This is a genomic window from Gordonia sp. 852002-51296_SCH5728562-b (assembly GCF_001665475.1).
Classification (GTDB): domain Bacteria; phylum Actinomycetota; class Actinomycetes; order Mycobacteriales; family Mycobacteriaceae; genus Gordonia; species Gordonia sputi.
The window spans coordinates 144,760-167,731 of sequence record NZ_LZMI01000008.1; the positions used below are offsets into that span (position 1 = coordinate 144,760).

The 22,972-nt window shown below is 65.9% G+C and carries 19 protein-coding genes; 14 read left to right on the forward strand and 5 right to left on the reverse strand.

Annotated features, from left to right (window positions below; genetic code table 11):
- Positions 1 to 9: 9 nt before the first annotated feature.
- Complete coding sequence (locus A5766_RS01660) at positions 10 to 1,572, reverse strand: anion permease (RefSeq protein WP_064862854.1); 1,563 nt, start codon at positions 1,570 to 1,572, stop codon at positions 10 to 12.
- 36 nt (positions 1,573 to 1,608) lie between these two features.
- Between A5766_RS01660 and A5766_RS01665 the strand changes: the two genes are divergently transcribed.
- The 4 genes from A5766_RS01665 to A5766_RS01680 all read left to right on the forward strand — a co-directional run bounded on the left by A5766_RS01665 (position 1,609) and on the right by A5766_RS01680 (position 6,762).
- A complete protein-coding gene (locus tag A5766_RS01665; RefSeq protein WP_064862853.1) occupies positions 1,609 to 2,130 on the forward strand; it encodes a hotdog fold domain-containing protein in 522 nt (173 codons plus the stop codon).
- 81 nt (positions 2,131 to 2,211) lie between these two features.
- Entirely contained in the window at positions 2,212 to 4,014 is a 1,803-nt protein-coding gene (locus A5766_RS01670; protein ID WP_064862852.1) for an N-acetylglutaminylglutamine amidotransferase, read from the forward strand.
- Entirely contained in the window at positions 4,011 to 6,059 is a 2,049-nt protein-coding gene (locus tag A5766_RS01675) for a S9 family peptidase (protein WP_156527331.1), read from the forward strand. Before A5766_RS01670 ends, A5766_RS01675 begins: the two co-directional genes overlap by 4 nt.
- Entirely contained in the window at positions 6,052 to 6,762 is a 711-nt protein-coding gene (locus A5766_RS01680; RefSeq protein ID WP_005203918.1) for a GntR family transcriptional regulator, read from the forward strand. Before A5766_RS01675 ends, A5766_RS01680 begins: the two co-directional genes overlap by 8 nt.
- Here the strand turns inward: A5766_RS01680 and A5766_RS01685 are convergent.
- A complete protein-coding gene (locus A5766_RS01685; RefSeq protein ID WP_005203917.1) occupies positions 6,733 to 7,365 on the reverse strand; it encodes a DUF1097 domain-containing protein in 633 nt (210 codons plus the stop codon). The two genes, A5766_RS01680 and A5766_RS01685, sit on opposite strands and share 30 nt — an antisense overlap.
- On the reverse strand, positions 7,358 to 8,614 hold the full coding sequence (locus A5766_RS01690) for an amidohydrolase family protein (protein ID WP_005203915.1): 1,257 nt from the start codon (positions 8,612 to 8,614) through the stop codon (positions 7,358 to 7,360). Before A5766_RS01690 ends, A5766_RS01685 begins: the two co-directional genes overlap by 8 nt.
- A gap of 158 nt (positions 8,615 to 8,772) precedes the next feature.
- Between A5766_RS01690 and A5766_RS01695 the strand changes: the two genes are divergently transcribed.
- From A5766_RS01695 to A5766_RS01740, 10 genes are all read left to right on the forward strand, one after another.
- Positions 8,773 to 9,444, forward strand: coding sequence for a FadR/GntR family transcriptional regulator (locus tag A5766_RS01695; RefSeq protein ID WP_005203914.1), 672 nt, complete (start codon positions 8,773 to 8,775; stop codon positions 9,442 to 9,444).
- Positions 9,441 to 10,580, forward strand: coding sequence for an acetamidase/formamidase family protein (locus tag A5766_RS01700; protein ID WP_005203913.1), 1,140 nt, complete (start codon positions 9,441 to 9,443; stop codon positions 10,578 to 10,580). Before A5766_RS01695 ends, A5766_RS01700 begins: the two co-directional genes overlap by 4 nt.
- Positions 10,577 to 12,040: an amidase family protein gene (locus A5766_RS01705; protein WP_005203912.1), complete on the forward strand. Its 1,464-nt coding sequence runs from the start codon at positions 10,577 to 10,579 to the stop codon at positions 12,038 to 12,040. Before A5766_RS01700 ends, A5766_RS01705 begins: the two co-directional genes overlap by 4 nt.
- The gene (locus tag A5766_RS01710; protein WP_005203911.1) at positions 12,034 to 12,762 is read left to right on the forward strand and encodes a DUF1275 family protein; all 729 of its coding nucleotides are present in this window, start codon (positions 12,034 to 12,036) and stop codon (positions 12,760 to 12,762) included. Before A5766_RS01705 ends, A5766_RS01710 begins: the two co-directional genes overlap by 7 nt.
- Before the next feature lie 126 nt (positions 12,763 to 12,888).
- Positions 12,889 to 14,559 (forward strand): NCS1 family nucleobase:cation symporter-1, encoded by a 1,671-nt coding sequence (locus A5766_RS01715; protein ID WP_005203910.1) that lies wholly within the window; start codon positions 12,889 to 12,891, stop codon positions 14,557 to 14,559.
- 138 nt (positions 14,560 to 14,697) lie between these two features.
- On the forward strand, positions 14,698 to 15,426 hold the full coding sequence (locus A5766_RS01720; RefSeq protein WP_005203908.1) for an aspartate/glutamate racemase family protein: 729 nt from the start codon (positions 14,698 to 14,700) through the stop codon (positions 15,424 to 15,426).
- 24 nt (positions 15,427 to 15,450) lie between these two features.
- Complete coding sequence (locus A5766_RS01725; RefSeq protein WP_039854871.1) at positions 15,451 to 16,035, forward strand: sigma-70 family RNA polymerase sigma factor; 585 nt, start codon at positions 15,451 to 15,453, stop codon at positions 16,033 to 16,035.
- 170 nt (positions 16,036 to 16,205) lie between these two features.
- Positions 16,206 to 16,940: a DsbA family protein gene (locus A5766_RS01730; RefSeq protein ID WP_005203903.1), complete on the forward strand. Its 735-nt coding sequence runs from the start codon at positions 16,206 to 16,208 to the stop codon at positions 16,938 to 16,940.
- 43 nt (positions 16,941 to 16,983) lie between these two features.
- Positions 16,984 to 17,685 (forward strand): vitamin K epoxide reductase family protein, encoded by a 702-nt coding sequence (locus A5766_RS01735; RefSeq protein WP_005203902.1) that lies wholly within the window; start codon positions 16,984 to 16,986, stop codon positions 17,683 to 17,685.
- 190 nt (positions 17,686 to 17,875) lie between these two features.
- A complete protein-coding gene (locus A5766_RS01740; RefSeq protein ID WP_005203901.1) occupies positions 17,876 to 20,191 on the forward strand; it encodes a heavy metal translocating P-type ATPase in 2,316 nt (771 codons plus the stop codon).
- Positions 20,192 to 20,214: 23 nt separating this feature from the next.
- Here A5766_RS01740 and A5766_RS01745 read toward each other — a convergent pair whose 3' ends face one another.
- Together A5766_RS01745 and A5766_RS01750 are read right to left on the reverse strand one after the other, a co-directional pair.
- Positions 20,215 to 20,760: a zf-HC2 domain-containing protein gene (locus A5766_RS01745; RefSeq protein WP_005203900.1), complete on the reverse strand. Its 546-nt coding sequence runs from the start codon at positions 20,758 to 20,760 to the stop codon at positions 20,215 to 20,217.
- A 66-nt stretch (positions 20,761 to 20,826) separates the two neighbouring features.
- Positions 20,827 to 22,899: a cytochrome c oxidase assembly protein gene (locus A5766_RS01750; RefSeq protein ID WP_005203899.1), complete on the reverse strand. Its 2,073-nt coding sequence runs from the start codon at positions 22,897 to 22,899 to the stop codon at positions 20,827 to 20,829.
- Positions 22,900 to 22,972: the final 73 nt, after the last annotated feature.

Genomic DNA, 22,972 nt, shown 5'->3' on the forward strand with positions numbered 1-22,972 from the left:
CGATGAGCTTCACCAGATGCCGACGAGCTTCATCCAGGGCGCACCGATCGCGGTCCAGATGATGATGTTGACCACCGACATCAGGAAGCCGACGCGGAACCACTCACTGGTCTTGATGTAGCCCGACCCGTACATGACACCTGCCGGACCGGACGAGTAGTGCGCCAATCCGCCGAACAGGCTGCCGATGAAACCGAAGACCAGCGCACTGAACAGCGGCGGCGCTCCGGTGGCGACCGCCGCACCGAGGAACACGGCGTACATCGCGACGATCTGCGCGGTGTTCGACGCGAACAGATAGTGCACGTAGAAGTAGACGAGCGTGAGGACGGCGAACGCCACCAACCACGGCAGGCCGTCGACGCTGGACGCCACCTTGTCGCCGACCCAGTCGATCACCTTGAGCTTGCGGAGTTCGTCGGCCATCGCGACGAGCACACCGAAGAAGATCAGCGTCTGCCACGCTCCGGTGTCGGTGACGATGTCCTTCCACGTCAGCACGCCGGTGACGAGAAGAATCGCGATGCCCGCGAAGGCCGTCGTCGTCGCGTCGACGTTCAGTTGTTTGCCAAGACACCACAGGACGAGCAGCAGCACGAACGTGGCAGCGAGAATCCACTCGTTGCGCGACATCGAGCCGCTCTTCTTCAATTCGTCGCGCGCGAGGGCGGGGGCCTCCGGTGTCTTCTTGAGCGTCGGCGCGTAGATCTTCGACATCACCCACGGCGTCGCGACGAGGCTGACGAGACCGGGAACGATCGCGGCGAGGGCCCAGTTGCCCCAGGTGATCTCGATCTTCATCTTCTCCGCGGCCTCCTGGGCCAGCGGATTTCCCGCCATCGCGGTGAGGAACATGGCGGAGGTGACCACGTTGACCTGCAGCGCCGTCAGCATCAGGTAGGCGCCGAGTTTGCGCCGCGAGGCATCGGTCTTCGGCGTCGAGTCGACGAGTTCGGCGAGCGATCGCACGATCGGGTAGATCACTCCGCCCGCGCGTGCGGTGTTCGACGGCGTCGCGGGGGCAAGGATGAGATCGGCGATCCCCATCCCGTACGCCAACCCGAGACTCGACTTGCCTATTGCGCGCACGAAGATCAGCGCGACACGACGCCCGAGACCCGTGACGATGAACGCTTCGGCGATGAAGAACGACGCGACGATGAGCCAGATCGTCGCGTTCGAGAAGCCCGCGAGCGCTTCTTTGGGCGTCATCGTCTTGGTGACCATTGCCAGCGCGAGTCCGATGATCGCCACCGAACCCGTCGGCAGCGGCTGCAGGATCAGTCCCAGGATCGTCGCGACGAAGATCCCGAGCATGTGCATGCCGTTGGCGTCGACGCCTGCCGGAGCCGGGATGAAGTAGATGATCACGCCGACGATCAGCGGAATACCGCCGCGCCCCCACGTCGGGCTGAGATGGAAATGGTGCGGGTGGTCAGCGTGGTCGGCGCTCGACGTCGGGCTGTCCGAATCGCCGTGGTCGGTCGCATCGGACTGCTCGGTCGAACTGGGCTGGTCGGTCGACTCCGGGTGATCTGAGGGCGGTGGGTCCTTCTCGGAAGGAGGCGTCACCCCATCAAGGTTCCTCGCCCGAGTAGCATCCGGGCAATGTCCGACGCCAAATCGTCATCAACGCCAACGTCCGTGACCCGCGCTGCTCTCTCGCCCACCTACGCACTGCGCCAAAAACTTCCCGACAACGCGCTCGGAAAAGCGCTCTTCTCCCTCGGGATGTCGGTGCGCGTGCCGTACTTCGGCACAATCCTGCCGTTCGTCGACGAGATGCGGCCCGGATACTGCAAGGTCACCGCACCCAAGTGGTTCGGCGTCTACAACCACATCCACACCTTCCACGCCATCGCGGCATGTAACCTCGCCGAGGTTGCGATGGGCATGCTGATGGAGGCGACGACACCGACGACGCATCGGTGGATTCCGAAGGGAATGACCGCCGACTACCTGACCAAGGCGACCACCCGCCTGTCGGCCGTCGCCACGCTCGCCGAACCCGTCGACTTCGCCGCCATCGACTCCGGACGTGATGTGGTGGTGTCGATCTCGATCACCGACACGCAGGGCGTCGAGGTCGTCCACTGCGAGATCACCACCTGGGTCACGCCGACCACGTGACCTGGCGCGCCGCACTCGCCCTGCCGGGCCCTGGCGAAACTCCTAGGCTGAACAAGTCAAGCAACCGAGAGGACTGACTACATGTGTGGCATCTGCGGTGAAATCCGGTTCGACGGCTCGGCGCCCGACGCCTCCGCCGTCGACACCATGACCTGCTCGATGACCCGTCGCGGTCCCGACGGTTCAGGACTGTTCGTGAAGGGGTCGGTGGCCCTCGGGCATCGACGGCTCAAGATCATCGACCTGTCCGAACGCGGCGCGCAGCCGATGGTCGACTCCGAACTCGGCCTCGCGATGGTGTTCAACGGTTGCATCTACAACTACAAGGAACTGCGCGCAGAACTCGAGGACAAGGGCTACCGCTTCTTCTCCCACGCCGACAGTGAAGTGATCATCAAGGCGTTTCACGCCTGGGGCACCGACTGCGTCGATCACCTCATCGGGATGTTCGCGTTCGCCGTCGTCGACACCGACTCCGGTGTGGTGACCCTCGCGCGCGACCGGCTGGGAATCAAACCGCTCTATCTCTCGGAGACTCCCGGACGGCTGCGATTCGCGTCGTCGTTGCAGGCACTCCTGCGCGCGGGCGATGTCGACACGACGCTCGATCGTGTTGCGCTGCATCACTATTTCAGCTTCCACGCCGTGGTTCCCGCACCCCACACCATCTACAACGGTGTGCGCAAGTTGCCGCCAGCCACCGTGCGCGTCATCCAGCCCGACGGGCGCAGCACCGAACGCCGTTACTGGGAACCGGTTTTCGCGCCCGATCCCAGCCGTGCCGACTGGGACGCGGTGCGCTGGCAGGACGAATTGATGGATTCGCTGCGCACCTCGGTTCGACGTCGCATGGTCGCCGACGTCCCCGTCGGTGTGCTGCTCTCCGGCGGAATCGATTCGTCGTTGGTCGTGGCGCTGCTCGCCGAGCAGGGGCAGAAGGATCTCGCGACATTCAGCATCGGATTCGATTCCGCGGGAGGCGAATCCGGCGACGAGTACGCCTACTCCGACCTCATCGCCGACACCTTCGGCACCGATCACCACAAGATCCACATCGGCACCGATCGCCTCCTGCCCGCCGTGCCCGACACCATCGCGGCCATGAGCGAGCCCATGATCAGCCACGACTGCGTCGCCTTCTATCTCCTGTCGCAGGAGGTCAGTAAGTCGATCAAGGTGGTGCAGTCGGGGCAGGGCGCCGACGAGATCCTCGGCGGCTACTCGTGGTATCCCCCGCTGCAGGGAATCGCACGCGAAGAGACAACCAAGGCCTACCGCGAGGTCTTCTTCGACCGCTCGCACGCCGATATCCTGGCACTGCTCAACGATCAGTACCTGCTCGGCGACAGCAACTACGACCCCAGTTGGGAGTTCGCACTCGCGCACCAATCGGCCCCCGGCGCCGATTCAGCCGTCGACGCAGCGTTGCGTCTCGACACCACCGTCATGCTGGTCGACGACCCGGTGAAACGAGTCGACACGATGACGATGGCGTGGGGTCTCGAAGCACGTGTGCCGTTCCTCGACCATCAATTCGTCGAGCTCGCCGCGACATGCCCGCCCGACCTCAAGCTGAATCCGAGTGGCAAAGGGGTGCTCAAGGAGGCATCTCGAAAGTTGTTGCCCGCAGCGGTGATCGACCGCACCAAGGGCTACTTCCCCGTCCCCGGCATCCGCCACCTCGAGGGCGGCGTACTCGATCTCGTCACCGACACCCTGCGCGCGCAGTCGGCGAAAGACCGTGCCCTGTATCGGCCCGAGACCCTAGACCGGTTGTTTGCCGATCCCAACGGCACGCGCACCACGCTCGATTCCAACGAGTTGTGGCAGCTTGCCGTACTCGAAATGTGGCTGCAGACCATGGAAGACATCACCCCAAGGTGAGCGCGGACGACATCACGGACACCGGAATCGTCGACGAACAGGTCGCCGAGACCACTCTCGTCAACTTCGATGATCGCGGGTGGCACACCTACGGGCCGTCGGTCTCGCCGGACGGCCGGGCGTTCGCCTACATCGTCGACGACGGCGCAGGGTATCCGCGTGCGGCACAGCGTGTGTTGTCGCCCGAGGGTGTCGGCGAGCTGCGCTGGGTCAGCGTTCCCGCAACCGGCCCCGTCCGCAAGCTCGTGCACTCGATGGACGGCGAATGGCTCGCCGTCGAGTTGGCGCCGAGTGGCGGTGAGCACCACCAGGTCTGGGTCGTCACCACTGATCCCGACGACAACAGGTCGCATCGCATCGGGAGCAACCGCCAGGAGACCGAATCCGACTGGTCGAACAGGGCGACCCTCGGTTCGCGACGTTCGTTCGGAACGGTCTCGCTCGTCGGCTGGGACACCGATTGGGTTCTGATCACCGCGACGACCCCCGATGGCACGGCGTATTCGGTTCGCGCACATCCGGGAACGGGCGCGACCGAGATACTCGATGTCCGCGTCGGCGGCGAGTTGATCGACTCCTGGAAGGGTGCTGCGCTCCTTCGCGTCGGCCCGCGCGGATACCGCGATATGCTGCTGCTGCGCCGCAACGACGCAGAGGACAACACCGGCTCGGACGAGATGTCGATGTCGACCATCCTGCCCAACGATCCCGGCTCGGTGACCGATCAGGGCTACATCCTCGACCAGGGATTCGACCACCCGTCGCTCGTGTTCGTCGGCCCCCCACAGGATTCCAGCCGCGATCTCGACAGCGTGCAGGCCTTGGTGACGAGCGATTTCGACGCCAAGTTCCCCCGCCTGCTCGGCGTCGAGGTCTCCAAGACCGGAAAGCGTTTCCGTGTCCTCGCCCAGCGCGCAGGCGCGGGACTCGACGAGTTCGCGGTCAGTAACGACCAGTCGACGGTCGCGATGCTCTGGAACGTGGGCGGCCGAAGCGAACTGCAGATCCTCACACTGCCGGATCAGACTCTGCACGAACCGATCCCACTGCCCGGCGACGTCGCGTCGGATCTGTCGATCAGTGCCGCCGGAACCATTGTCGCGCTGACCATTTCGTGCCCACAGCACTCACCGCTCGTCCATCTCGTGCACACGCCGACATCCACCGTGACCCCGATCCGCGACGACGTCGTCACCGGCACCGGACCGTCGTCGGCGCTGCGTCCGGAGTACCGCGAGTTCTCCGCGCGCGACGGGATGCCCTTGTCCGGCTGGCTGTACCGCGCCAAGAGTACCGACGTCGGCCCGCCGCCGTGTCTGCTGTACTTCCACGGCGGCCCCGAGGCCGAAACCCGTCCCGACTACCAGTTCCTGTTCGGACCACTCGTCGACGCCGGGATCTCGGTGTTCGCACCCAATGTGCGCGGGTCGTCGGGTTACGGTCGTCTCTTCTCTCACGCCGACGACCGGTACGGCCGGTACGCGGGCATCGACGACGCGGCCGACTGTGCGGCGCATGTGTGTTCGTCCGGCGTTGCCGATCCCGACCGCCTCTACGTCTCGGGACGCTCCTATGGCGGTTACCTCACGTTGGCGGCGTTGACTTTTCATCCCGAAGTGTTCGCCGCGGGCATCGCGATCTGCGGCATGAGCGACCTCGAGTCGTTCTTCCGGAACACCGAACCGTGGATCGCCGTCGCGGCGTACACCAAGTACGGGCACCCCGAATCCGATCGCGAACTACTCCGCGATCTCTCTCCGATCCACCGCATCGACGACATCACCGCGCCGCTGCTGGTGGTCCACGGCGCACACGACACCAACGTGCCGGTCAGCGAATCCCAGCAGATGGTCGACGAGTTGCGTGCCCGCGGCGGGATCGCCGAACTTCTGATGTTCGACGACGAGGGCCACGAGATCGTCAAGCGCCACAATCAGCAGCGACTCACCGAGGCTGTGGCGCAATGGATCACACGTCACCCCTCTGCTGCGTCGGCACATCGGGAAGTTCGAGACCGCAAGCAGGGGCACGTGCACCATGAGTAGCAAGATGACCAACCGCCTGCTCGTCCAGCTCGCCGAGACCCGGTCGGGCAACGATCGCGCCAACGTGCTCGAGGAACTGCGTCGACTGATTCTCTCCGGCGGCGCGCCTCCCGGAACTCAGATCATGCTCGCCGACATCGCCGACGCGTTTGGTGTCAGCGCGATCCCTGTCCGCGAAGCACTGAAAACCCTTGTCGGCGAAGGTCTCGTCGACCACCAGCGCAATTCCGGTTATCACGTCAGCCAACTGTCCCTTGCCGAACTCAAGGAGATCTACTTCGTTCGCGGTGTGCTCGAGCAGGCCGCTCTCGCCCGATCCGTCTCGAACATCACTGACGCGCAGATCGCTGCGGCCACCGAGTTTCACCAGGAACTCCTGACCGCAACGAAGTTCAACGACGGCAAGGCCTTTCACGATGTGTCGCGGCGGTTCCACACCACGCTGACCGCCCCGTGCGCGATGCCGCGTCTACTCAACATGTTCGACGCGACCTGGAACCTCACCGAACCATTCCAGGTGATGCGGTCCGTCGACTCCCCGACCCAGGCGAAGCTGAACTCCGACCACGCCGACCTGCTCGACGCCTTCACCGCCCGCGACACGTCGGCCGTCCTCGCCGCCGCGGGTGTTCATCACGCCCGGCTCGAGGAAGCGATCATCGAGACCAGCGAATCACTCGGTGTGCGACCGGATCTCGGCTGACGGAACATTCCGGGACGTCGGCTCGGCATCCGGGTTCGCCTCATGATCGGATGCCGCGACGGAGATGTCGGAGGTTGCCGACGCGGCTTCGCCGGAAGAGGCTGCGCGCGGAAAGGCAAGGCGTACCGAGAGATACGCGAACACCGGTCCCAGGAAGTTCATCGCGACCACGGACACCCACGCGGCCCAGGGATTTCCCGCGTCGAACCCGAATCCGCCGAAGAAGGTCGCGAAGTACGAGGCGAAGCCGAGGAACATGCCCGGGATCAACGCGAGCGCCCCGATCCTCCCGGAGAACATCAACGCCGAGTTGACCACGAAGATGATCACCGCAAGCACGAGGTTCTGCGCAAACCGCCCCTCCCCGGCGATCGTGCCGATGTGCGTATCGATGAGCACGATGACGAGCGCGAACGTCGACCCAACCGGCATGGTCAGCCACAAGCGCCTGGCGTTCGCCCAGGACGGACCGCCGAGCAAGAACGTTCCGGCCCAACCGATGAAGATCGCCCAGGGCGGTAGGTTGAGCGCGGTCCCGCCGATGAACGCGGTCAGACCCGCGAGGATGGACGCGACGATCTCGTGGGGAATGCGGTCACGCATGGACAACCTCCAACAATTCGGTGGATCGGGTGGTACGGGCGACGACGCGCCCGTCTTTGATGACAAAGCAGCGGTCAGGCCGATCAAGTAGGGCGTCGGCGACATTGTGTGTCGACAGCACAACGAGATCCGCTCGTCGGCCCGGCGCGATTCCGTACCGGTCGGCGATACCGACGATGTCGGCGGCGGAGTAGGTGGCCATGTTCAGCACCTTGGCGAGATCGTCGGGACCCGACAGATGCGAGATCTGCGCGAGAAACAGGCCGATGTCGAGTAGGTCGGCATTCCCGTAGGGCGTGAAGGCGTTGCGCACGTTGTTCGACGAGAAGGCGCATTGCACACCCGCGTCCCACAGATCGCGCACCGGAACCACACCTCGTCGAATGTTGTGGGTGTCGGTGCGCCCGCCGAGGTGAATGTCGGTGGCAGGCAGGGGAACCACCGCGACGCCCGACGCCGCGAGGTCGGCGAGCACGGCGCGACGCTCACCGACGGGCAGGCCCGCCAACGACGTCATGTGCCCCACCGCGACCCGCCCAGCCATACCGCGGTCTGCGGTGACCTCGGCGATCCGTGCGGCCAGACCGAAACGCGGATCGGACGCGTCGTCGGCGAAGTCGGCGTGCATGTCGACTCTTACCCCGAACTCCTCGGCGAGGTCGAAGACCATGTCGATGTGGCGGTGGCAGTCGGCGACGTCGGCTTCGTTGTAGGTACACCCGCCCACCACGTCGACGCCGCGACGCAGCGCCTCACGCATCAGGTCGATGGTGCCGGGCGCCTTGAGAATTCCCTCTTGTGGAAAGGCGACGATCTGCAGATCGATGCGCCCACGATACTCGTCGCGCAGCTCGAGCAGTACCTCGACGCCGAGCAACCCGATGATCGGGTCCACATCGGGATGAGCCCGAATCAGGCTGGTGCCGTTGATGATCGCCTGATCGATCACCTGCCGTGCACGGTCGGCGACAGCATCCGGGGTGAAGCGACGTTTGAGCGCGCCGGTCACCGAGATCGCGCCCGCGAGCGTGCCGTCGCGGTTGGGTTCCTCCTTGTTGAGGAGCGCCTTGTCGAGGTGCATGTGCGATTCGATCAGGCCCGGAATCACCACGCGGCCCGCACATTCGATCGTCTCGACCGCCACAGCCGTGCTCTGCGAACAGATGTCGCGGATGTGCCCGTCGTCGATCTCGATGTCGACGACTGGGCCATCGTCAGACAACCGTGCGTCGCGCAGAACCAGGTCCATGTGGTCGCTCCTTCGGTGGTTCGACGCCGCGTCACACGGCGTCGAGATCTGTCTTCACCTTCGGTCGGAGTTGTTTCCTCGCACTGCACGAGCCGTAACGCATCGGTTAAAGTTGGTCCTACCAAGAGACCAAGATTCGCCAAGTACGAGGAGAGAGCATGCTGCGTCGCGGACACACACTCAGTGCCAGCACTGCCGCCTACCTGGAGAAAGTGGTGGTCGACGACCTCTCCCCCGGCGACAAGCTGCCGCCCGAGCGCGTACTCGCCGAGAACCTCGAGGTCTCCCGCACCACGATCCGCGAAGCACTCAGCGACCTCGAGCAACGCAGACTCGTCACCCGCACACCCGGACGCGGCACCGTCGTCGCACCCCGCTCGGCCAACGCCACAGCACTGTTGGAGACGATGAGCGCCGACGCCGAAGAAGATCACGTCGCCGAACTACGCATGCTGATCGAACCGCAGGTCGCCGGCCTCGCAGCCGACCGGGCAACGGCATCGGATCTCGTTGCGCTCGAATCCATCCTGGCGTCGACCCACACCGGCCTCAATCCCACCGAATCGCTGGCCCAGGATGTCGCCTTCCACATGCAGCTCGCGCGTGCCGCACGCAACCCACTGCTGGTGTCGCTGTGCCAACTCAGTGCGGGGTGGGTCCAGACGGTTCGCGCGCGCTCACACGCCACCCGCGAAGGTCGACGCAACTCCTACAACGGCCACCGGGACATCCTCGAGGCCGTACGCGCCAACGACCATGACCAAGCGGTCGCCGCCATGACCGCACACCTCGAAGAAGTCGTCCGACTCGTCGAACGGAGCAATCAGTGACAATCCAGAACTTCGGGACCGCTCAGCCTTCCGGAACCACCCGCACCGCAAGTGACAACGTCATCCTCCCAGCGGGTTCCGGCCCGATCATCGGCGATGACTACCTGGCCTGCCGGCACGACGACGTCTTCTGGGGCGATCTGCCCTGCGCGACCGACACCGCCATCATGTCGATCGACCCGGGAACCAGCGTCACCATCGACACCCTCAGCCACGAAGGCATTCTCGCCGACCAGGGGCGCGATCCCCGTGGCTTCTTCGGCGGGCACGGCGTCGATCCCGACATGGTGCTCGACGAGGCAGTCGCCCTGTGCGCCTCCGACCGCACGCATGTCCAGGGCGTCGACGGACCGCATGTCGTGACCGGACCCATCGAGGTGCGTGGTGCGCAGCCCGGCGACCTTCTCGCGATGACCGTCGTGGAGACCAGGCGTCGGGTCCCCTACGGCGTCGTGTCGAATCGTCACGGTCGCGGTTCGCTGCCGGGCGAGTACCCGATCGGCGGTGCGACGTACAGCGCATTCGTCTCGGTGGAAGGCGAGGGCGACGAGGCCCGCGGAGTTCTGCCCCTATCGTCCTCGAACCCGCAACTGGCCGCACGCTTTCCGCTTGCCCCGTTCCTGGGCATCATGGGCGTTGCCACTGCAGGCGCCGTGCGGCGCAACTCGATTCAGCCCGGCCCGCACGGCGGCAACCTCGACCTCACGCTCCTGACCGAGGGCGCGACCCTCTATCTGCCGGTGCAGGTTCCCGGTGCGCTCGCGTATGTCGGTGACCCCCACTTCGCGCAGGGCGACGGCGAGGTCGCCCTGACGGCGCTGGAAGCGTCGCTACGGGCAACCATCCGATTCGACGTCATCCCCGCCTCCGACGTCGCCGCACGCTTTGGCGGCCTCGTGGCCCCGGTCGCCGAGACCCGGGAGTTCTTGATCCCGACCGGCCTCGACCCCGACCTCGATGTGGCCGTGCAGAATTGCGTCCGGTCCGCGATCTCGCTGCTGGGAGTGCGATACGGCATGGAACCCCCACAGGCTCTCGCCTATCTCAGTGCCGCAACGGATTTCAACATCTCGCAGGTCGTCGACCTCGTGAAGGGCGTGCACGCGCGGATTCGACGATCGGATTTCGCGCAGTGACCGCACCCGACGACCTCGGCGCCGTCGTACGTCGTTTCTGGGCGGCGGCGGTAGGAGACGACCGCACAGCACTGCACCGGTTTCTGTGCGCCGACGTCACCTGCGTCGCAGGACCGGGGGTGCTCCACGGCGTCGCCGACACACTGCGTTCGGGCGCGCTCACACACGCCATCGGCAGCTTGCGTGATGTTCAGATCCGCACTCGTGCAACCGATCTCGGAGACGCTCTCGTCGTCTACGACGTACCCGACGGAGGCCGGGCCGTGCAGTCGCAGCTGTGGCGACGCGACGACACGACCTGGCGGCTCGCCACGGTCCACGCGAGCACGCCGCGTCGCGGATTCGATTCGACGGTGTGGCGAGTCGTCGGCGATCCCCTCGTCGCGTCGAGCGCACCGGGACCGCTGACCGGGACGACAGTCGCCGTCAAAGACGTTTTCGCGGTGGCCGGTTTCGCCACCGGCGGCGGGGTACCCGCCTACGAACAATCGGCCCCGATCGCCACTGAGCACGCCACAGCCGTTGCGCGGCTGCTGAACTCGGGTGCACACATTCGCGGCATCGCCCGCACCGACCAGTTCGCCTACTCGATGGCGGGCGACAACCCGCACCACGGCACACCCCCCAACGCCGCGGTCCCGGCAGCGCTTCCCGGTGGCTCGTCGAGCGGCCCCGCAAGCGCCGTCGCACACGGCGACGCCGACCTCGGGCTCGCGACCGACACCGCCGGGTCGATCCGCACCCCCGCGTCGTATCAGGGTCTGTGGGGCCTGCGTTCGACGCACGGGTCCGTCTCCACGCGCGGGTTGTTACCGCTGGCACCGGATTTCGACGCCATCGGACTCCTGAGTCGCGACCCCGACATCCTGGCACTGGCGACCACGACACTGCTCGACGACCCGTCGACGACCGCCATCGGTTCCGGTGTGGCAACACTCGACGACATCCACGTCGACGACGTCGAACTCGCCCGTCTTGCCGAGGCATTCCGCGTACACCAGGCGTTCCAGGCATGGTCTGTCCACGGCGACTGGATCACCGCGCATCCCGGTGCACTCGAGGGATCGGCAGCTGCGCGGTTCGCCGCAGCGGCAGCCATCGACGCCGACGACGACGCCCGAGCACGTGACGACCTGGCTGCCCTCGCGGCGCAGATCGACAAGCGACTCGGCGATGACCTCCTCGACATTCCCGCGGCCGCAACGGCCGCACCTCGCCGGTGGGCATCCGACGCAGAGGTCGAGAAGACCCGAACGGCCACACTGCAACTGACGGCGATCGCGGCCGCGACAGGTCGACCCGCGGTGACGTTCCCGCACCGCGAGACGTCGGATGGCCCGATCGGACGCAGCCTCGTCGGCCCGCGCGGCAGCGACACCGCACTCATCGCCCGGGCGATCGACTTCGCGACCGCGCGTCCGGTTGCCACCCCAGAACCAGGAGGATTCCCGCGTTGCTGACCCGCATCTACGCGATTCCCACCGAACGTATGCACCTGGCACTGATGCTGGCTCTGACGTTCACCACCGGCATCAACGACGCCGTCGGCTACCTCGGTCTCGACAAGGTCTTCACCGGCAACATGACCGGCAACGTCGTGATCCTCGGCATGGCGCTCGCGGGCGGTTCGGGTCTGCCGATCCTCGGACCCGCAATGGCACTCGCGGGCTTCATGGTGGGTGCCGCGATCGGCGGTCGCACACTACGGCGCGCCGACCGGCGCTGGACGCTGGGCTCCACGATCCTGTTCGCAGTGGTCTCGGCAACGATGGTCGCCCTGGCCATCACCCTGTTCATCTCGGGCGACGACCCGGAACATGCGGTGATGATCACGGTGACGACGATCGCGGCCACCGCGATGGGCATTCAGGCCGCCGCGGCCCGCGCTGTGGCCGTCAAAGACGTGACGACCGTCGTCGTGACCTCGACCATCACAGGCCTCGCCGCCGACTCCTTCTTCGGGTCGGGCCGCGGCGGCGGAACAGGTCGACGCACCGCCGCGGTCGTCTCGTTGATCGCGGGCGCGGCACTCGGTGTGGTGTTGATGCGCATCCACATGGGCACCGCGCTACTCGTCGCGGGTGTGGTGATCGCGGCGGTCGCCGTCGTCGGCGCCGTTCACGATTCGCGCACCGGTCGCAGGTACCGATCCGCGACGCACTCCGGGACCATCGCGGACTGATCCGCGAATATATTCGGTGTGACGCGGAATATATTTGCGCGTTAATTGTCGGGTAACAAATCGTTCTTAGTTTCGACTCAGGCACTTCGGAGACCACTCCGATGTCACCAAGGCCCGAGGAGAATCATGAGCGCTTCACCCGACGCGCAAATCGCCACCGAGCACCATAGTGCGGCGGGCGAGAGCATCATCAAGGTCGGCTACGACCAGCAATTGACGAACGAGGATCTCGCTCCGCTGAAAGAGCAGAGCTGGACCTGGTACAACATCTTCGCGTTCTGGATGTCGGACGTGCACAGCGTCGGCGGCTACGTGTTCGCCGGAAGCCTTTTCGCACTGGGCATCTCGTCGTGGCAGGTCCTCGTGGCACTGTTGGTGGGCATCGTCGCCGTCAACCTGTTGTGCAACCTGGTGGCAAAGCCCTCCCAGCAGGCCGGTGTGCCCTACCCGGTCACCACGCGAATCTGCTTCGGCGTCAAGGGCGCCAACATCCCGGCGATCATCCGCGGCTCCATTGCCGTTGTCTGGTACGGAATTCAGACATACCTGGCATCGACGGCATTCGGTTTGCTGGCATTGAAGTTCTGGCCGGCACTCGAGCCGTATGGCGAGAACGGTTCTCACTCCTTCCTCGGCCTGTCACTGCTCGGCTGGGCCGGTTTCGTCGTGATGTGGGTGCTGCAGGCGCTCGTCTTCTGGAACGGCATGGACACCATCCGCAAGTTCATCGACTTCTGCGGACCCGCCGTCTACGTCGTCATGATCGCCCTTGCGGCGTACCTGATCGCCAAGGCCGGGTGGAGCAATGTGCACTTCGACCTGTCGGAGGGCTCCGGCATCAGCGGCACGTGGCCGACCATCACCATGATGATCAGCGCCTTCGCCCTCGTGGTCTCCTACTTCTCGGGTCCGATGCTCAACTTCGGCGATTTCTCGCGCTACGGCAAGACCTTCGGCGAGGTCAAGAAGGGCAACTTCTGGGGCCTCCCGGTCAACTTCCTCTTCTTCTCGATCCTCGTCGTGTGCACCGTCTCGGCAGGCGTCACCGTGATCGGCCGCGATGCTGACGGCAAGATCGTCACCGACCCCGTGCACATCGTCGACAAGATCGACAACACCACCGCTGCTGTCCTCGGCGTGCTGACGTTCGCGATCGCCACGATCGGCATCAACATCGTCGCCAACTTCGTCTCCCCAGCATTCGACTTCTCGAATGTCGCGCCCACCAAGATCTCCTGGCGCATGGGCGGCATGATCGCAGCGATCGGGTCGGTCATCATCACGCCGTGGAATCTGTTCAACAACGCGAGCGCGATCCACTACACAATGGACACCCTCGGAGCCGTGATCGGACCGCTGTTCGGCATTCTCATCGCTGACTTCTACCTCGTGAAGAAGCAGAAGATCATCGTCGACGACCTGTTCACCATGAGCCCGGAGGGGGCCTACCACTATCGCGGCGGCTGGAACCCGGTCGCGGTCATCTCCGTGGTGCTCGCGTCGATCATCCCGATCTGCTTCGTCATCTGGGGCACGTCGTACGAGGCCAGCTTCACCTGGTTCATGGGCGCCGCAGCAGGTCTCGTCTTCTACTACGCCGGAATGAAGTTGGCCACGCCGTACTTCCTCCACGGCATGCACGTCCCTGCGGCAACCATCACCACCGACATGGAGGTCGCCGCCGACGGCACCATGCTTCCCGGTTCGCCGACGGCAAGCCCTGCCGCCGACGCCAAGGCCGGCACACAGGGCACAACGGATTCGACGTCGAGTCCCGAGGCCGAGCCCGCATCCTGACACCCGTCTCGTGGCGATACCGCTCCGACGCAACTGCGTGGGTCGCGATGTCGCCACGAGGCCGTGGTCTAACTCCTCGCAACGCACGAACCCACGAGAACACCCCTACACGAGAAGGCAAGGGAGACAACCACACCGATGAAGTTGTGCGTCATCAACCCCAACACGACCGCGGAGATGACCGCGGTGATCGCCTCGGCAGCACGGTCGGTGGCACGGCCCGACGCCGAGATCGTCGCGATCACCTCCGAGGCCGGACCCGCGTCGATCGAGAGCCACGTCGACGAGGCGCTGTCCGTTCCGGGACTACTCCGCGCGATCAGCGCCAACCCCGATGCCGACGGATACCTGGTTGCATGTTTCGGCGACCCCGGCCTCGACGCCGCTCGTGAACTCGCGGTCGCACCCGTTCTCGGAATCGCCGAGGCGGCAATGCATCTCGCCGCGCCGCTCGGCCGAGGGTTCTCGGTGGTCACCACATTGCACCGGACGATCGGACGAGCCGCAGATCTGGTGTCGCACTACGGATTCAGCACGCAGTGCCGCGGCATCCACGCATGTGAGATCGCCGTACTCGAACTCGAGACCAACCCCGACACCGCCGAGATCCTCGCGAAGGCGTGTCGTGAAGCACTCGCGACGGACGGTTCCGACGCGATCGTGCTCGGCTGCGCGGGCATGGCCGACCTCGCAGCCGAACTCTCCGCCGACCTCGGAGTCCCCGTCATCGACGGCGTCGCCGCCGGCGTCGGGATGCTCTCGGCGATGGCAGCGATGGGCCTGCACACGGGTACCGCGTCGGGTGAGTTCGCCTCGCCACCGGCCAAGGAGTACCGCGGCCTACCGCCCGAGCTCGATCCGCGATGACCCCGCAGGTTAGGGTTGATCCCCATGACCGCCCCCGCCGACCGCGCGGCGTCCGACCACGACGCTGAAGTCACCGAACTGGCCTTCGCGGCCGCTCGTGGCGACCGTCGGGCGCTCGAGCAGTTCGTGCGGGAGACGCAGCGCGACGTCTGGCGATTCGTCGCACATCTCGCCGACCCCCGCGTCGCCGACGACCTGACGCAGGAGACCTACCTCAGGGCGATCCGTTCACTCCCCCGCTTCGCAGGCAATTCGACGGCGCGCACCTGGCTGCTCGCGATCGCACGACGCGTCTGCGCCGACGACGTACGACGTGCGATGTCGCGCCCGCGTATCGCGGGAGGCGTCGACTGGATCGACGCCGCCGACACGCGGCAGCCGCGCACGACCGGTTGGGAAGACGTCGTCGACGTCAATCTTCTGCTCGACGATCTGCCTCCGGAACGACGTGAGGCCCTGGTATTGACGCAGGTCCTCGGGCTGTCGTATCAGGAAGCGGCCGAGGTCACGGGCTGCCCGGTCGGCACGGTGCGCTCGCGAGTCGCCCGTGCCCGCGAAGCGCTGATCGGAGCAGCCAACGCTCCTCGTCGGGGTGAACGCACCAGCTGACCTGCCCGTGACGCAGGTGGGGACCTAAGCCTTATGACTTTTCTCAGGCAGGCTTGCGTACCCTTGAGAACCGTGATGGACCGGTATCCCGCCGTGTCGGCGCATTCGTGTCGACGACGATGTGGTCGGTCCTCACCCCAGATGACGAGCGAAAGAGATGTGAGGGACCTGTGGCCGACAAGCGTCGCAAGCCGATCGTTGACCCGCGAGCGGCGGAGAAGCGCCGTTCCCTGCTGATAAAGATCGGTGCAGCCGTCGTGCTGGTCGCCCTGGCGGTCGGAATCGGCGTCTGGGTGCTGGTCTCCCACGAGTCGGCCACCGGATCGTCGAGCAACGTCACCGTCGCCACCGACAACGCTTATCGGATCACCACGGCACCCAAGGGCACCACCCCGCCCGTCACGGTGACGGTCGTCGAGGACTTCCAGTGCCCCGCCTGCCGCGCGTTCGAAACCCAGTTCGCCGGTGCCATGGATCAGATCCGCAACAACCCGAAGGTTGCCGTCGATTACATGCCGATCGCGTTCCTCGACCGCATGTCGACCACCAATTACTCCTCCCGCTCGGCCAACGCCTCGGCGTGCGTCGCGCAGTCGACCGCCGGTGACGGCAACTTCGACACCTGGCTCAAGTTCCACAACGCGCTCTACGCGCAGCAGCCCGAGGAGGGCGGCCCCGGCCTCACCAACGATGAGCTCAACTCGATCGCCAAGCAGGTAGGGGCGACGAACCTCAAGCAGTGCATCGGCGATGGGCAGTTCAGCGGCTTTGTGAAGGACACCACCCAGAAGGCGCTCAACTCCGGCGTCAATGCGACCCCGACGATCAAGATCAACGGGCAGCCGGTCCAGCTCAGCACGCCCGACGCATTGATCGCAGCGGTCAACGAGGCAGCGAACAAGTAGTAGCCGACCGACACCATCGCACCCGATACGCGAGGCAACAACGATGAGCACGACACACGCCGACGACAACGCGCACGTACCTGTCGATACCGAGAAGGAATCAACCGACGCGACGCGGACCGTCGACGACGCTGACGTCGCCGATACCGCTGAGCAGTCGGGTTCACGAGGTCTCACAGGCCTCGTGCACGTGAGTCGGCCCACCGCGCTGATGTTCCTGATCCTCGGGGTGATCGGTTTCGTCGCGGCGTCGACGCTCGCGATCGAGAAGATCCACCTCCTCCAGAACCCCAACTATGTGCCGAGTTGCTCGATCAACCCGGTTATCTCCTGCGGCTCGGTCATGAAGAGTTGGCAGGCGGGGCTGTTCGGGTTCCCCAACCCGTTGATCGGTATAGCGGCGTTTGCGGTGGTCATCGTCACAGGTGTGCTCGCGCTGGCCGGGATCTCCCTCCCCCGCTGGTACTGGCTCGGCATGGCACTCGGCAGCTTCGCGGGCTTCGTCTTCGTCAACTTCCTCGCCTACTCAGCGCTGTACAAGATCCACGCGTTGTGCCCATACTGCCTGGTCGTCTGGGTCGTCGTGCCCATCATCCTGGTGCTGAGCATCAACCGCGTGATCGGAGACAGCAGGCTTGGCCGCGAGATTCGCGGCTGGCTGTGGGTGCTGCTGCCCGTCTGGTACGCGATCGTGATCGTCGCCATCCTCGTCGAGTTCTGGGACTACTGGCAGACGCTGATCTGACGCGGTAGGCGCCGTCCGGAAAATCCCCGGGAACTGTCCGGCATCCCCGCACGACATACTTGTAGGAGTACGTGCGCGGCCAATGCCTGCGGATCGTCGTAGATCTCTTGTCGAGGATCGATCTGCTCGTGATCGGGGCATTCCCGAACGCCTGCGGCGCGCGCATACGGACGACGAGATCGAGGACGATGTGACCACGCTGGAATCCCGCACGAGCGCGACCGGAGAACCCGAGTCGACCCAAACCGGGATCGCCGACGCCGCGAACACACTGCAACGAATCCAGCTCGACGTGACCGGCATGACCTGCGGTGCGTGCGCGGCGAGGGTCGAACGGAAGCTGAACAAGGTCGACGGCGTCAAGGCGTCGGTGAACTATGCGACGCGCGTCGCGACCATCGACGCCGTTGCCGATGTGAACGCCGACTCGCTGTGCGAGGTCGTCGACGCGAGCGGTTACGGCGCGAGCGTCCGCAGCGACACTCCCACCCCCATTCCCGACACCGACGGCGACGAGGCAAAACGCCTGTTCCGTCGACTCGCCGTCGCGCTGATCCTCTTCATCCCGCTCGCAGATCTGTCGATCGTGTTCGCCGTCGTGCCGTCGACGAGGTTCACGGGATGGCAGTGGCTGCTGCTCGCGCTGGCGCTGCCGATCCTGACGTGGTGCGCGTGGCCGTTCTACCGCGTCGCCGCGAAGAATCTCCGCACCGGCAACGCGACCATGGAAACGCTTGTCACACTTGGTGTTCTCGCGGCGGCCGGGTGGTCGCTCTACTCGATGTTCTTCGCCACGGACACCGCTTCGACGAGTTCGCAGGGTGTGTGGGCTGCCATCTGGAGCGCCGACTCCATCTACCTCGAGGTGGCAACCGGCGTCACTGTCCTCGTGCTGGCCGGCCGCTATTTCGAGGCGCGCGCACGCTCCCGTGCGGGCGGCGCACTGCGGGCATTGGCCGCGCTCGGAGCCAAGGATGTCTCGGTCCTGCTGCGCGACGGCACCGAGATGCGCATCCCGGCGGGTGAACTGTCGGAAGGTCAGCGTTTCGTCGTCCGTCCGGGTGAGACCATCGGCACCGACGGCCTGGTCATCGAGGGATCGGCCGCCGTCGACATGAGCGCGATGACGGGCGAATCGAAGCCGGTCGACGTCGAGCCGGGTGAGCCGGTGATCGGCGGCACCACCGCGCTCAACGGGCGTCTGATCGTCGAGGCCGCGGCCGTCGGACCCGACACCGCATTCGCAGGGATGATGCGTCTGGTCGAAGAGGCTCAAACCGGCAAGGCCAATGCCCAGCGCCTCGCCGACCGCGTCGCCGGTGTCTTCGTACCGGTCGTCGTCGCGATCGCCGTGGTGACAGTCGGCGCGTGGCTACTCGCAGGCGGTCCCGTCGAACGTGCCGTTGCCGCGGGTCTTGCGGTGCTGGTGATCGCATGTCCGTGCGCGCTGGGTCTCGCCACGCCGATCGCCGTCATGGTCGCGACCGGCCGCGGTGCCCAGCTGGGCATCTTCCTCAAGGGCTATCAGGCTCTCGATACCTCCCGCTACATCGACACCGTCGTCTTCGACAAGACCGGAACCGTCACCGAGGGCGCGCTGTCGGTGACGCAGGTGTACAGCGACGACGAGGCGCAGCTCTCCGATGAGCGCCTGCTTGCGCTGGCGGGTGCCGTCGAATCCGCGTCCGAGCATGCCGTCGGTTCGGCGATCGTCGCGGCGGTCGACGAGGCGGACCGCCTCGAGGTCACCGACTTCCGCGCCGAACCCGGACGCGGCGTCGTCGGAACGGTCGACGGGCATCGGGTCACCGTCGGGTCGCCTCGCTGGGTGTCGCAGTCGGTCGACGACGCGGGCGGCGTGATTCCGGCGGCGACTGCTCGCCGTCGACGAGACGCAGAAGCCAAGGGCGAGACCGTGATCTACGTCGCTGTCGACGGCCGACTGAGCGGACTGATCTCCGTCGCCGACACCGTCAAGTCCAGTGCCGCACCCGCCATCGCCGCCCTACAGGCCGCAGGCATGCGCACCGTTCTGCTGACCGGCGACAACTCCGGCGCCGCACACGCGGTCGCCGATGAGGTGGGCATCACCGACGTCATCGCAGAAGTGCTTCCCGACGCCAAGGTCGACGCGATCCGGGAGCTGCAGGACGCTGGGCACTCGGTGGCCATGGTCGGCGACGGCATCAACGACGGTCCCGCACTGGCCACCGCGGATCTCGGCGTTGCGATCGGTCGCGGTACCGACGTCGCGATCGGCGCCGCCGACGTCGTGCTGGTGCGCGACGACCTGCGTGCCGCCCCCGCCGCGCTGAGCCTCGCGCGTGCCACCCAGCGCACGATCCGGACCAACCTGATCTGGGCGTTCGGCTACAACGTCGCGGCCATCCCGATCGCTGCGGCCGGCGTGCTCAATCCGCTGATCGCGGGCGCCGCGATGGCCCTGTCGTCGTTGTTCGTCGTCTCCAACAGCCTGCGGCTGCAGCACTTCGGCGCACGCAAGTAGCGCCGGTCTACGGGTGGGGAGCGCTATCCCGCTTTGCGCTTCGCGCGCAGCGCGGCAAGGTCGGTGACGTCCGACGCGGCGTCGTCGTCACGAGCGTCGTCGTCGATACTTGTTGCGGCACTGGGTATCTGATGTGCCGCCCGGCCACGACGTCGTGATCTGACCCGCGCGGCCACGGCGAGCGCGATTGCCACGACGGCAAGCACGATTTGCACCACGGGGTACCAGAGCGGCGCGGAGCCGGTGAGATAACCGACGCTCAAGACGACTGCGGCGACAGCACATGCAACGGACGCGGCGTGCAGAGCCACCACCGCGCGACCAACACCGTCGGCGTTGTGACGACGCGTGATGCCGTCGGGTTCGGAGGTCTGCGATGCCTCTAGGATCGTCGCGCTGAGGTCTGGCGCAAGGTCGGCCGCTGCGAAGTTCATGCCCTGCGCGGTGCTGTACCAGCGCTGACATGCGGGGCACTGTGCGACGTGCTCGTCCACGCGCGCAGCGGGCACCGATTCACGCTCGCCGTCGATGCGCGCCGACAGCGACTCCCGTGCCACCTCACATCGCATGGTGCCATTGTCCTCGCGCGGTCAAGCCGTCGAAACTCTCTGCCCGACAGACCGGATAGAGCCTGCTCATCGACGCGACTTCGACAGCTCTTCGAGCATCGCGTTGTAGGAGTCGAGCTCGGTGTCCTCGTAGGTGTCGGCGTGGCGATCACCACGGTTGGCCTCGCGCCGATCGACCTTGGCCCACTGGGCCACGATGGCCACGACGACCAGAACGACGGGCACCTCGCTTGCGCCCCAGGCGATTGCGCCACCGAGCCACTGGTCGTGGAGGCGGTCGGTCACCCACGGCAACATCAGTTCGCTGTAGAACTTGTCGCCGACCACCGTCGACATCGTCATCAACGCGATGCCGAAGAACGCGTGAAATGGCATGACGGCGAACAACAATCCGATGCGGGCGAGGAACGGGATTCGACGCGGCCCCGGGTCGATGCCGATGATGACCCAGTAGAAGAGGTAGCCGACGATGATGAAGTGCACGGTCAGCAACACGTGGCCCCAGTGATACCGGGTGAGCGTGCCGAAGATGCCGGTGAAGTAGACGACGTAGAGCGACAGCACGAAAACCACCAGCGCCACGATCGGATTCGACAGCACCGCCGTCACCTTCGAATGCAGCACGCGCAGCAGCCATTCACGCGGGCCGGGAGGTTCGTCGCCGTGAGCCGCGGGTAGCGCACGCAGCGCAAGGGTCGCGGGCGCACCGAGCACCAGCAGCACCGGCGCGAACATGTTGAGCGCCATGTGTTCTGCCATGTGCACGCTGAACATCGCCGAGCCGTAGGCGCGCACGCCCGACCCGGTGACCACGACGACGACCAGGCAGCCGAGCACCCACGAGATGGTGCGGCCGACGGGCCACTCATCGCCACGACGCCGCAGACGGCGCACACCGAACAGGTAGAGAATGGCTGCGACCACGGCCGCGACACCGATCAACAGGTCGGGGCGCCAGAACGTCGCCAACGTCCATGTCGTCGGCGGGCCGGGCAGCTCGTACCCGAGAAAGACGTCCCATCCGGTGAACTTGTGCGCCAGCAGGCCGGGGGCGACGCGGGTGTCCATGACGGTCCAGCACGCGACCGCCGCCAGCATGAGCACAGCACCTAGGGTCACGATCCGACGCCCCGCGTCACCATCTGTATCAGCGTCGTCTGTACCGGCGTCGTCTGTATCGGTGCCGGCCTGTCGACATGCGCGATAAGCGGAAACACTCGTCGCGAGCGCCACGGCGACCAGCACGATCATGACGATCGCGGCGAGACCGAAGGCGGTGTCGAAGGCGTATCGCACTGGCAGCAGGAAGAGGGTCAGCGCCAAGCCGTATACGAGCGCGACGGCGTCGCTGATGACGAGGATGAGCGCGCTGCGCCGGGACACCACAGTGCGCGCGACGTCGGAGGTGATGCGCGGCGCGCCGGCCCACGCGACTCGGAACCCGAGTGACACTCCGACGGCAAGCGCGAACCCGATCCCGAGACTCGTGTTGTAGTCGTGGTTCGGCCCCTGCCCCGCGTTGCTCGCGAGTGGCAGCGCGACCATCGCGATCACGGCGGGTATGAGGAGAACGACGTGCATCATCCACGCGAGCGAGAACCTGATGAGCACCGCGATCACGGTGGCGCACACCGCCATCACGATCCAGGCGACGGCGGCCTCGCTGACCCCGATCCCCTCTCCGAGGAAGCCCTCACTCACCAGTCGCCACGGCGTCGTTCCGGAGGCGTCGGCAGCGGCGACGGCAACCATCAGCCACGACAGCACTGCCCAGCCGATCGAGAGTCTGCCCAGCATCAGATGCGCGCGGTATCCCGTCACGTCGATGCTGCCCTGATCATCCGGATTCGACGCGGTGATGATGAAGACGAGGCCACCGAGCGTCAGTGCGGCAGCGAGAAAACCGAGGAAGTAGCCGACGACGTCCGCGGCCGCGGTGAACGTACCGGGGAACGGGTCGCCGCTTTCGAGGTGGCGGGCGTCTCCACTGGCGAGCGCATAGATCGCGACACCCAGCAGAGCCACGGCGAAGGCCGCGCCGAGAATCATGGTTGGCCGGATGCGTGCCGCGTCGGCCCGCGTTGCACCTTCGCCCTGCGTTGCACCTTCGGCCTGTGTTCCACTGTCGGCGGCGGTCATCACTTCCTCCTTGCCCGCCGAGCACCAGCGAGTACGACGTTTCGCTGATCTGACGTCGTCGCCAGTCTACGGC

Bases quoted from the DNA above. Each gene is read 5' to 3' on its own strand.
- A5766_RS01725 (WP_039854871.1), top strand. From the start codon at position 15,451: ATGACCGCCCCCGCCGACCGCGCGGCGTCCGACCACGACGCTGAAGTC.
- A5766_RS01665 (WP_064862853.1), top strand. From the start codon at position 1,609: ATGTCCGACGCCAAATCGTCATCAACGCCAACGTCCGTGACCCGCGCT.
- A5766_RS01685 (WP_005203917.1), bottom strand. From the start codon at position 7,365: ATGCGTGACCGCATTCCCCACGAGATCGTCGCGTCCATCCTCGCGGGT.
- A5766_RS01690 (WP_005203915.1), bottom strand. From the start codon at position 8,614: ATGGACCTGGTTCTGCGCGACGCACGGTTGTCTGACGATGGCCCAGTC.
- A5766_RS01745 (WP_005203900.1), bottom strand. From the start codon at position 20,760: ATGCGATGTGAGGTGGCACGGGAGTCGCTGTCGGCGCGCATCGACGGC.
- A5766_RS01750 (WP_005203899.1), bottom strand. From the start codon at position 22,899: ATGACCGCCGCCGACAGTGGAACACAGGCCGAAGGTGCAACGCAGGGC.
- A5766_RS01680 (WP_005203918.1), top strand. From the start codon at position 6,052: ATGAGTAGCAAGATGACCAACCGCCTGCTCGTCCAGCTCGCCGAGACC.
- A5766_RS01695 (WP_005203914.1), top strand. From the start codon at position 8,773: ATGCTGCGTCGCGGACACACACTCAGTGCCAGCACTGCCGCCTACCTG.
- A5766_RS01670 (WP_064862852.1), top strand. From the start codon at position 2,212: ATGTGTGGCATCTGCGGTGAAATCCGGTTCGACGGCTCGGCGCCCGAC.
- A5766_RS01720 (WP_005203908.1), top strand. From the start codon at position 14,698: ATGAAGTTGTGCGTCATCAACCCCAACACGACCGCGGAGATGACCGCG.
- A5766_RS01715 (WP_005203910.1), top strand. From the start codon at position 12,889: ATGAGCGCTTCACCCGACGCGCAAATCGCCACCGAGCACCATAGTGCG.
- A5766_RS01735 (WP_005203902.1), top strand. From the start codon at position 16,984: ATGAGCACGACACACGCCGACGACAACGCGCACGTACCTGTCGATACC.